Annotated in this window: 10 protein-coding genes; 4 read left to right on the top strand and 6 right to left on the bottom strand. The window is 72.9% G+C overall.

Going from position 1 to position 9,744, the window contains the following annotated elements:
* The first annotated feature begins 2 nt into the window (after nt 1-2).
* Both VHA72_RS14375 and VHA72_RS14380 read left to right on the top strand, forming a co-directional pair.
* Complete coding sequence (locus VHA72_RS14375; protein WP_524538601.1) at nt 3-2,132, top strand: DEAD/DEAH box helicase; 2,130 nt, start codon at nt 3-5, stop codon at nt 2,130-2,132.
* Nucleotides 2,129-2,830, top strand: coding sequence for an SWIM zinc finger family protein (locus VHA72_RS14380; RefSeq protein ID WP_325576387.1), 702 nt, complete (start codon nt 2,129-2,131; stop codon nt 2,828-2,830). The genes VHA72_RS14375 and VHA72_RS14380 overlap by 4 nt, the downstream gene beginning before the upstream one ends.
* On the opposite strand, the gene VHA72_RS14385 is transcribed toward VHA72_RS14380, so the two are convergent.
* Genes VHA72_RS14385 through serS form a run of 5 tightly spaced genes read right to left on the bottom strand, consistent with a single transcriptional unit; the run spans nt 2,781 to nt 6,748 of the window.
* Complete coding sequence (locus VHA72_RS14385; RefSeq protein ID WP_325576388.1) at nt 2,781-3,359, bottom strand: hypothetical protein; 579 nt, start codon at nt 3,357-3,359, stop codon at nt 2,781-2,783. The two genes, VHA72_RS14380 and VHA72_RS14385, sit on opposite strands and share 50 nt — an antisense overlap.
* A 17-nt stretch (nt 3,360-3,376) precedes the next feature.
* On the bottom strand, nt 3,377-4,159 hold the full coding sequence (locus VHA72_RS14390; RefSeq protein WP_325576390.1) for an HAD family hydrolase: 783 nt from the start codon (nt 4,157-4,159) through the stop codon (nt 3,377-3,379).
* Complete coding sequence (locus VHA72_RS14395; RefSeq protein WP_325576392.1) at nt 4,156-4,641, bottom strand: GNAT family N-acetyltransferase; 486 nt, start codon at nt 4,639-4,641, stop codon at nt 4,156-4,158. Before VHA72_RS14395 ends, VHA72_RS14390 begins: the two co-directional genes overlap by 4 nt.
* Nucleotides 4,632-5,474, bottom strand: coding sequence for an HAD family hydrolase (locus tag VHA72_RS14400; RefSeq protein ID WP_325576394.1), 843 nt, complete (start codon nt 5,472-5,474; stop codon nt 4,632-4,634). Before VHA72_RS14400 ends, VHA72_RS14395 begins: the two co-directional genes overlap by 10 nt.
* The gene (gene serS / locus VHA72_RS14405; RefSeq protein ID WP_325576396.1) at nt 5,474-6,748 is read right to left on the bottom strand and encodes a serine--tRNA ligase; all 1,275 of its coding nucleotides are present in this window, start codon (nt 6,746-6,748) and stop codon (nt 5,474-5,476) included. The genes VHA72_RS14400 and serS overlap by 1 nt, the downstream gene beginning before the upstream one ends.
* A gap of 120 nt (nt 6,749-6,868) precedes the next feature.
* On the opposite strand from serS, the gene VHA72_RS14410 reads away from it, so the two are divergent.
* The gene (locus VHA72_RS14410) at nt 6,869-8,437 is read left to right on the top strand and encodes a bifunctional phosphatase PAP2/diacylglycerol kinase family protein (protein WP_325576398.1); all 1,569 of its coding nucleotides are present in this window, start codon (nt 6,869-6,871) and stop codon (nt 8,435-8,437) included.
* A gap of 118 nt (nt 8,438-8,555) precedes the next feature.
* Here VHA72_RS14410 and VHA72_RS14415 read toward each other — a convergent pair whose 3' ends face one another.
* A complete protein-coding gene (locus VHA72_RS14415) occupies nt 8,556-8,948 on the bottom strand; it encodes a DUF4446 family protein (RefSeq protein ID WP_325576399.1) in 393 nt (130 codons plus the stop codon).
* 23 nt (nt 8,949-8,971) lie between these two features.
* On the opposite strand from VHA72_RS14415, the gene VHA72_RS14420 reads away from it, so the two are divergent.
* On the top strand, nt 8,972-9,744 hold a 773-nt coding region (locus VHA72_RS14420; RefSeq protein WP_325576400.1), incomplete at its 3' end, for a prephenate dehydratase.

Genomic DNA, 9,744 nt, shown 5'->3' on the forward strand with positions numbered 1-9,744 from the left:
GGGTGGAGGCCGACGAGGAGGAGCTGGTCGGCGGCAGCATCAGGCTGGTGCCGCAGGTGCACGACGAGGCCGATCCCCTCCATGTCGCCGACGCTGCCCGGCTGTGGCAGGAGACGTGGGAGCAGCACGGGTTCGGCGAGCGGGCGCGCACGCACGCCCTGGTCGCGCTGCGCGGCGCCGCCCAGGCGTGGCCGGTGCTCGACCGGCTGCTCGACCAGCCCGTGCCCGAGCAGATCACCCTCGACGGCGCCGAGCTGGCCGACCTGCTGGAGGAGGGGGTCGCCGCGCTGCGCGGCCGTGGCGTCGACGTGCTGTGGCCGCGCTCGCTCTCCCGCGAGCTGACCGCGCAGGTGGTCGTCGACCGGCGAGAGATGCCGCACGAGGACCTGCTGCGTGACGGACTGTTCGGGATGGAGCAGACCTGCGCGTTCCGTTGGCAGCTCGCCGTGGAGGGCGAGGATCTGACCGAGGCCGAGATGGAGGCGCTGGCGGCGGCGGCCGCGCCGGTGCTGAAGCTGCGCGGCTCGTGGATGGTGGTCCATCCCAGCCTCGCCCGCCGGGCGCGCCGACGGCTGCTGCGCAAGGTCACCGAGACTGAGGCGCTGGCCATCGCGCTGACCGGGGCGCCGCCGGCCGAGGTGGTCGAGGCCGCCGAGGGTGAGCAGGTGATCGTCGGTGCCTCGATCGCCCGGCTGCGCGACCGGGTGGCGGGCGTGCTCGACCCGCCGCCGGTCGCCGTACCCGCCGGGCTGCGGGCGACGCTGCGCGACTACCAGCGCCGTGGGCTGTCGTGGCTGGCGGCGCTGACCGGGCTGGGTCTGGGCGGCTGCCTTGCCGACGACATGGGGCTGGGCAAGACCATCACCCTGATCGCGCTCCACCTTCACCGCGGCGGCCCCACCCTGGTGGTCTGCCCCGCCAGCCTGCTCGGCAACTGGGAGGCCGAGCTCGCCCGGTTCGCGCCCGGCGTGCCGGTGCGGCGCTTCCACGGCGCCGAGCGCGAGCTGGGTGAGGTGGGCAGCGGGGTCGTGCTGACGACGTACGGCACGATGCGGCGCGACGCCGGCGCGCTCGCCGAGGTCGGCTGGGATCTCGTGGTCGCCGACGAGGCACAGCATCTGAAGAACGCCGCTTCTGCGACCGCCAGGGCGATCCGCACCATCCCCAGCCGGGCGCGGGTGGCGCTGACCGGCACCCCGGTGGAGAACAACCTGACCGAGCTGTGGTCGATCCTGGACTGGTGCGTGCCGGGGCTGCTCGGCAGCCGGCTGGCGTTCCGTCGGGCCTGGGCCAGTCAGATCGAGGCAGGCGTCGACCAGGGCATGACGCAACGGTTCGCCGCGCTGATCTCGCCGTTCCTGCTGCGTCGGCGCAAGTCCGACCCGGGCATCGCACCGGAGCTGCCGCCGAAGACCGAGACCGACCACCCGCTCGCGCTGACCCGCGAGCAGGCGGTGCTCTACGAGTCGTTCGTGCGCGACACCATGGAGCGGATCGAGCGGGCCGACCCGATCACGCGCCGCGGGCTGGTGCTGATGCTGCTGACCGGGCTGAAGCAGATCTGCAACCACCCGGCGCAGTTCCTCAAGCAGGCCAGTGGCCGGATCGGCGGCCGCAGCCAGAAGATCGACCTCCTCGACGAGCTGCTCGCCACCGCGCTGGCCGAGGACGGCGCGGTGCTGGTCTTCACCCAGTACGTCGCGATGGCCCGGCTGCTCGAGGCGCACTGGGAGGCGACCGGGGTGCCCCACCAGTTCCTGCACGGCGGCACGCCGGTGCGCGAGCGGGAGCGGATGGTCGAGCGGTTCCAGGCGGGCCAGGTGCCGGTCTTCCTGCTCTCGCTGCAGGCCGGTGGCGTCGGGCTCAACCTCACCCGGGCCGACCATGTCGTCCATGTCGACCGCTGGTGGAACCCCGCCGTCGAGGACCAGGCCACCGACCGGGCCTACCGGATCGGCCAGACCAAGCCGGTCCAGGTGCACCGGCTGGTCACCCGGGGCACGCTCGAGGAGCGGGTCGCCGAGCTGCTCACCCGCAAGCGCGCCCTCGCCGATGCGGTGCTCGGCCGCGGCGAGGCCGCGCTGACCGAGCTAGGCGACGACGAGCTGCGCGAGCTGGTCGCACTGGGATGAGCGCGCTCACCTTTCCCCGTCAGCCGCGTCGGCGCACCACCCGGCGGCTGACCTCCTGGTGGGGTCGCGCCTTCGCCCGCGCCGCCGAGGAGACCGCGTACGACGACGCCCAGCTGCTCGCCGCCCGTGCCCTGGCCCGGTCCGGGCGCCTCGGCGGCCTGGTGGTCGACCGCGGCCGGTTCGCCACCGGGGTCAGCGAGGAGGCCGGTCTGTGGACGGTGACCGGCAGCGTGCCGCCGTTCGGGGACGACGAGCGGCAGGCGTTCCTGGAAGTCGTCGCCGGCCGGGCCGAGCTCCTGCTCGACGGCGAGCTGCCGCACGACCTGGTCGAGCATGCCGAGGAGGCCGGAGTCGAGTTGGTGCCCTACGGCGGCGAGCTGGGCACCACCTGCACCTGCCCCGGCTGGCGCCGGGCGAGTCGGCACGGCGGGGCCTGCGAACATGCCGTCGCCGTACTCCTGCTGCTGGCCGACCTGCTCGACGCCGACCCGCTGGTGCTACTCCACCTGCGCGGCGTCACCCGCGAGGACCTGCGCCCGCTGCGCGGCGAGCCGACCGACGCCGACCCGGATCCGGCAGCCTTCCGGGACGAGGACGTCGAGGTCGCGGCCGATGCGGCGCTGCGGGCCGCCCGGCTGCTCGCCGAGGTCAGGCTCGACGGAAGCGACGCACCACCAGCAGCCCCAGCAGCCCGATGATCACCAGCGCCACGCCCGGGGCGGCGGCGCGGCCCAGCGACATGGGGGCGCCCGACATCGGCGTACCGAAGTGGACGCTCGGCGGGGTCAGCACGGCCTGCACCTGCTGGACGGCGGCCGGCAGGTTGTCCGCACTCGAGGGCAGGTTGCCCGGCGCGAGCCAGGCAGAGCCGTGCGCGGTGAGGAAGAAGAGGTACGTCGCGCCGGGCGTCAGCGCGCTGAGCTGACAGCCCTTGTTCCGGGTGATGACGGTGATGGCGCCGCTCGCGCTGCCCTTGAACGACTGCTGCACCGTCACCGGGTAGCGGAACCGCTTGGGGTGGGCGCTGGTGGAGGCCGCCGCAGGACCGGTGACGGTCGCGGTGACGACCGCGTCGGCGGCGGTGACGGCGTCGGGGATGCTCAGTGTCGCCGGCTGACACGTCCCGGCGGCGCCGGTCGCGGCGCTCGCGGGCGCGGTCGTCAGCACCGGGGCGGCGAGTAGCCCGAGCAGCAGCCCCGACACGAGCATGGGAAGCAGGCGACGCATGCCTCCATGGAACCAGATCACAGCCCGAACACCTCGGCGAGCACCCGTGCGACGCCGTCGTCCTCATGCGAGGGAGCGAGGTGCGCGGCGCAGGCGATCACCTCGGGATGGGCGTCGGCCATGGCGTAGGAGCGGCCGGCCCAGGTGAGCATCGCCAGGTCGTTGGGCATGTCGCCGAAGGCGATCACGTCGCGCGCGTCGACGCCCAGCGACGCGCACACCTCGGCGAGCGTGGCTGCCTTGGTGACGCCGCGTGCGCTGATCTCCAGCAGCGCGAACGTCGAGGAGTGCGTCACCGTCGCCAGGTCGCCGACCGCTGCCTCGGCGCGCCGCCAGTAGTCGTCCGGCTCGAGGTCGGGATGCAGCGCCAGCAGCTTGAGCATCGGTTCCCCGGTGAGCTCGGCCAGCGTCGCGGTGGCGCCGATCTCGGGCCCGGTCGGGAAGCCGGGCTCGGTGACGAAGCCGTCGGCGCGCTCGGCGCCGAACATCGACCCCGGCACCGCCGTGCGGATCCGCTCGGCCACCTCCAGCGCGACGTCGCCCTCCATCGCCCGCGTCATCCGGGGCAGGTGCTCGGCCACGTCCCACACCATCGCGCCGTTGGAGACGATCGCCAACCCGTGCGAGCCGACGTGCTCGAAGACCGGTGTGGTCCAGCGCAGCGGCCGGCCGGTGACGAAGATGACCGGGACGCCGCGCAGGTCGAGCGCGGCCAGCACCTCGCGGGTGTACGACGACACCGACCCGTCCCGGCGTACCAGCGTGCCGTCCAGGTCGGTGGCGACCAGCCGGGGTGTCACGATGGTCCCGGCGCCGGGCGCACCATGACCAGCTCGCCGTCCGGGGTCGTGCTGCGCAGCTGGGTGAAGCCGCACTTGGCGAGCACCCGCAGGGAGCGGGCGTTCTCGGGTCGCACCGTCGCCCGGACCGGCAGCTCGATCTCGGCGAGCAGCCCGGCCAGCGCCTCGGTGGCGAAGCCCCAGCCCCACGCCTCCTGGACCAGCCCATAGCCCACCTCAACCTCGGGCCCGGCGCCCGAGTCGTGCGGTGGCCCGAAGAACCCGATCGACCCGAGTACGGTCACGCCGCGCACGATCGAGCGCGGACCCCAGACGTCGCCGTCGCGCCACAGCGAGGCGGCGTCGACGTCGTCGGTCCGTGGAAAGTCGCGGTGCCAGGCCGTCGGGCGGGGTGCGCTGCCGCGAATCGCCGCGACGTCGGCAGCGGTCCACAGCGGCAGGGTGAGTCGCTGCGTGGCGACCGGCGCGAGACTCAGAACCACCGCAGGATCTCCACCGCCGCGCCGTCCTCCTCGACCGGGAGCGTCACGTCGTCGGCCGCCTCCAGCACCTCCGGGATCGCCTGCCCCATCGCCACCGATCGGCCGGCCCAGTCGAACATCTCCAGGTCGTTGCGGCCGTCGCCGATCGCCAGCACGTCCTCGGCCGCGACGCCGAGCCGTTCGCACACGTGCGCCAGCCCGGACGCCTTCGAGACCCCGACCGGGGCGAGGTCGAGCCAAGCGGTCCAGCCCACGACGTAGGAGATGCCGTGCAGGCCCAGCGACCGGCCGAGCTCGACGAACTCCTCCGCCGTCGCCTCCGGATCGCGGATGATGACACGCGAGACCGGCTGGGCGATCAGGTCCTCGACCGGGGTCACGATCATGTCGCCGGAGAGCTCGCCGGGCGGGAAGTGGTCGTTGAGCCGGTAGCCGACGCCGCGCTCCTCCACCGCGACCAGTGCCGAGGGGCGCCGCTCCAGGATCGCGCGTACGGCGGGGCCCGCGTCGAACGTCTCCTCGTGCACCACCTCGACCGGGGGGTAGCGGAAGATGACGGCACCGTTGGAGGCCACGATCCACAGCCGCTCGGCGCCCTCGGGCGGCAGCCCCAACAGGTCGGCGACACGGGTCATGCCATGCGGGGAGCGGCCGGAGGCGAGCACGATGTGGGCGCCGGCGTCGTACGCCTTGCGGACCGCGGCGCTCACCGCCGGCGCGACGATCTCCGAGGACGCACCGGTCCCCTCGACCCACTTGAGCAGGGTGCCGTCGATGTCGAGCGCGATCACGCGCGGGCGCCAGCCGACGTCGGTCGAGCCTGTCGAGACCATCAGCGGGCGACCGGCTCGAGCACCTCGCGGCCCAACCACTTCTGCAGCGCCTGGGGCACCCGCACCGATCCGTCGGCCCGCTGGTGCGTCTCCAGCACCGCCACGATGGCGCGGGTGATCGCGGTCAGGGTGCCATTGAGGGTGGCGACGGGGGTGGTCGCGCCGCCCTGGGCCGCGTCACGCTGGCGGATGTTGAGCCGGCGGGCCTGGAACTCGGTGCAGTTGGAGGCCGAGGTCAGCTCGCGGTACTTGCCCTGGGTCGGGATCCAGGCCTCGCAGTCGAACTTGCGGACCGCGGAGGGCCCGAGGTCGCCGGCGGCCACATCGATGACGCGGTAGGCGAGCTCCAGCTTGTCCAGGAACGCCTTCTCCCAGGCGAGCAGCCGCTGGTGCTCGGCGTACGACTCCTCGAGGGTGGTGTAGACGAACATCTCCACCTTCTCGAACTGGTGCACCCGGATGATGCCGGTGGTGTCCTTGCCCGCCGAGCCGGCCTCCTTGCGGAAGCAGGAGGAGTAGCCGGCGTAGCGCAGCGGCAGCCTGGCAGCGTCGAGGATCTCGTCGCCGTGGTACGCCGCCAGCGGCACCTCGCTGGTGCCCACCAGGTAGAGGTCGTCGTCCTCGATCTTGTAGACGCCGTCGTCGACCTGGTCGAGGAAGCCGGTGCCCTCCATCGCGCTCGGGCGGACCAGCGCCGGCGCGATCACGGGGGTGAAGCCGGCCTCCCGGGCCTGCTCCATCGCGAGGTTGACCAGCGCGAACTCCAGCTCCGCGCCGACGCCGGTGAGGAAGTAGAACCGCGAGCCCGACACCTTGGCGCCACGCTCGAGGTCGATCGCGCCGAGCAGCCGGCCGAGCTCGATGTGGCTGCGCGGCTCGAAGTCGAACGTCGGCACCTCGCCGATGGTCTCGAGCACGACGAAGTCGTCCTCGCCGCCGGCCGGGGTCTCGTCCTGGGTCAGGTTGGGGATCCGCTTGAGCGCCCTGGTCCAGGCCTCCTCGGCGGCACCCATCGCGGCCTCGGCCTCCTTGACCTGGGCGGCGACGGCCTTGGTCCGGGCCAGTGCGGCGACCTTCTCCTCGCCGGTGGCCTGGGCGACCTGCTTGCCCAGCGCCTTCTGCTCGGCGCGCAGGCTCTCGAACGCCACGATCGCCTCGCGGCGAGCCTTGTCGGCGGCCAGCGCGTCGTCGACCGCCGACTCACTCGCGCCACGCTTGCGCTGGGAGGCGCGGACGCGGTCGGGGTCGTCACGGAGGATGCGCGGGTCGATCATCTCGGGGCCCCCGCGGAGCGGTGAGCGGAGCGAGGCGCTTCGTGGGGTGAGGTCACGCAGCGAAGCCTATCGGCCGCGACGAGGCCGACCCAGGCGATATCGCCGGGCATAATCTGGCCCGTGCCCGACCACTCCCGCCGCTCGCTGCTCGGCTGGGCCGCCGGTGTGGCAGTCCTCTTCGTCGTGCTCGGCCTGGTGGTGGCGCACCGGCACACCCCGCCCGGCGTCGACGCCTGGTCGCGCCATGCCGTCCACTGGGCGGCCGGCCACCACGGCCTGCACCGGGTCCTGCGCGGCGTCGAGCTGGTCTTCGGCACCATCGGCACGCTGGTCATCGCGCTACTCGTCGGCGGGGCGATGAGCCGCGCCTACCGTCGGGCCGCGCTCTTCGTCGTCGGTACGACGGTGGTCGCGCTGGCCCTGCATCGGCTGGTCGCCTGGGCCTTCGACCGGCCCCGGCCGGCCTGGCAGGACCACGCCCACCGGCTGACCTCGCCCGGTTTCCCGAGTGGCCACGTGACCGGCGTGACGGCGCTGGCCGGTGCCCTGGTGGTGGTCGCCTCGATGTTCGTACGCCGGGCCGGCCCGCGGCGCACGGCGTACACCGGACTGGCGGTCCTGGTGCTCCTAGTCGCCGTCGACCGGGTGCTGCTGGGCCGGCACTACCCGACCGACGTGGTCGGCGGTGTGCTCCTCGGCCTGGTGGTCGTCCTGGTCGCCTGGGCGCTCTACGACCCGGAGCCGCGCAGCCATGCCGTGCACGCCCTGCCGCTGGTGGAGACCGTGCCCGGCGGGCGGTCGCTGCATGTCGTGCTGAACCCGGTCAAGGTCGACTCGGTCGGCCAGTTCCAGGCGATCGTGAGCGCGATGGCGGCCGAGGCCGGCTGGGAGCCGCCGGTCTGGCACCTGACCACCGTCGAGGACTCCGGCACCGGCATGGCCGCCGATGCCGCCGAGCAGGGCGCCGACCTGGTCATCGTCTGCGGCGGCGACGGCACCGTGCGCGAGGTCTGTGCCGAGCTGGCCGGCACCGGCATCCCGGTCGGCATCATCCCGGCCGGCACCGGCAACCTGCTGGCCCGCAACCTCTCCCTCCCGCTCTACCTGCGCGCGGCGGTCGACGTCGCGCTGCGCGGCCAGGACCGGGCCGTGGACCTGGTCGAGGTGGGCGGCGACGGGATCGAGGACACCCATTTCCTGGTGATGGCCGGGATGGGTTTCGACGCCGCGATCATGGAGGGCGTCGACGAGGAGATCAAGAAGCGGGTCGGCTGGCTGGCCTACGTCTGGTCGGGTCTGAAGGCGCTGATGTTCCCAGCGGTGCGACTCGAGATCTCCATCGACGACGGGCCGTTCACCAAGCACCGCGCCCGCACCGTCATCGTCGGCAACGTCGGCACCCTGACCGCCGGGATGCCGCTGCTGCCGGACGCACGCATCGACGACGGGCTGCTCGACGTCGTACTCCTGCATCCGCAGCGGTTCCTGTCCTGGCTGCCGCTGGCCTTCCGCATCCTCGGCCGCCGCCCGCACACCGACGAGCTGGTCAACCGGATGCGCGGCCACACGGTGGTCATCCGAGCCGACCGGGACACCCCGCGCGAGCTCGACGGCGACACCCTCGGCGCCGGCCGCGAGCTGCGGATGCGCTGCCTGCACGCCCGCCTGCTCGTCCGAGTCCCCCGTTGAGTAGGGGATTTCCCACCCTCGAGTAGGGGGTTTCCCACCGTCGAGTAGGGGATTCCGCACCTCGACGTGGAATCTCGCCGGTGAGAAATCCCCGAATGACGGGTGCGAAATCCCCCATTCAACGGCGGAGTTGGCCCAGGGCCTGTTCCTCCTCGGGCGAGAGCTGCACCTCGCAGCGCCAGTGCTTGATCGTCTTGGCGTAGGAACGCGCGTCGCTGCGCCCGTGGATGCTGGTCAGCAGCACCCCGTCACCGGCGTCGTCGGCCACCGCCAGCGTCCAGGACAGGTGGCCGCCCATGTCGCCGAACGCGTCGTAGCGCACGATCGCCAGGTGTTTGAGCGCCTGGCGGCCCTCGGTCCGCAGTGCCGCCACCTCCTGACGCAGGCCCAGCACGTCCTCGGGCAGCGGCGCCTCGCCATCGCGGGTACGACGGCCCAGCCGCTCGCGCCACAGCGGCGCGACCAGGACGAGTGCGAGCAGGGCGACCACGAGACTGACCACGGCGAGCACGTGCTCGACCCTAGACTCTCCGCGTGGCCCCAGCTGATCCGACACAGCCGCGACGCATCGCCTATCAGGGCGAGCCCGGCTCCAACTCGCACGCGGTCTGTGCTCGGGAGTACCCCGAGCTCGAGTCGGTGCCCTGCGCCTCCTTCGAGGACGTCTTCGCCGCCGTCGAGGGGGCCGACGGGATCCAGCCGAGTGCTGACCTCGCGATGATCCCGATCGACAACTCGATCGCCGGCCGGGTCGCCGACATCCACCACTTCCTGCCGGCCTCGAGCCTGCACATCGTGGGCGAGCACTTCCTGCGGATCAGGTTCAACCTGATGGCGATCCCGGGTGCGCCGCTGACCGGGATCCGCACCGTGCACAGCCACGTGCACGCGCTGGGCCAGTGCCGCAAGGTCATCCGCGAGCACGGCCTGACGCCGGTCATCTCCGGCGACACCGCGGGCGCGGCCCGGGAGATCGCGGAGGCGGCCGACCCCACCATGGCCGCGATCAGCCCGCCGATGGCGGCGGACATCTACGGCCTCGACGTACTCCTGGAGGACGTCGAGGACGAGGAGCACAACACCACCCGGTTCGTGGTCCTCTCCCGCGACTTCGTGCAGGCGCCGCCGGATGCCGGCCCGGTGGTCACCAGTTTCATCTTCAACGTGCGCAACCTGCCCGCGGCGCTCTACAAGGCGCTCGGCGGGTTCGCCACCAACGGCGTGAACATGACGAAGCTGGAGTCGTACATGGTCGACGGCCGCTTCACCGCCACCCAGTTCCTGGCCGAGGTGGACGGGCATCCCGA

Source organism: Nocardioides sp. (genome assembly GCF_035547795.1).
GTDB lineage: Bacteria > Actinomycetota > Actinomycetes > Propionibacteriales > Nocardioidaceae > Nocardioides.

Bases quoted from the DNA above. Each gene is read 5' to 3' on its own strand.
- VHA72_RS14400 (WP_325576394.1), bottom strand. From the start codon at position 5,474: ATGGTCTCGACAGGCTCGACCGACGTCGGCTGGCGCCCGCGCGTGATC.
- serS (WP_325576396.1), bottom strand. From the start codon at position 6,748: ATGATCGACCCGCGCATCCTCCGTGACGACCCCGACCGCGTCCGCGCC.
- VHA72_RS14385 (WP_325576388.1), bottom strand. From the start codon at position 3,359: ATGCGTCGCCTGCTTCCCATGCTCGTGTCGGGGCTGCTGCTCGGGCTA.
- VHA72_RS14380 (WP_325576387.1), top strand. From the start codon at position 2,129: ATGAGCGCGCTCACCTTTCCCCGTCAGCCGCGTCGGCGCACCACCCGG.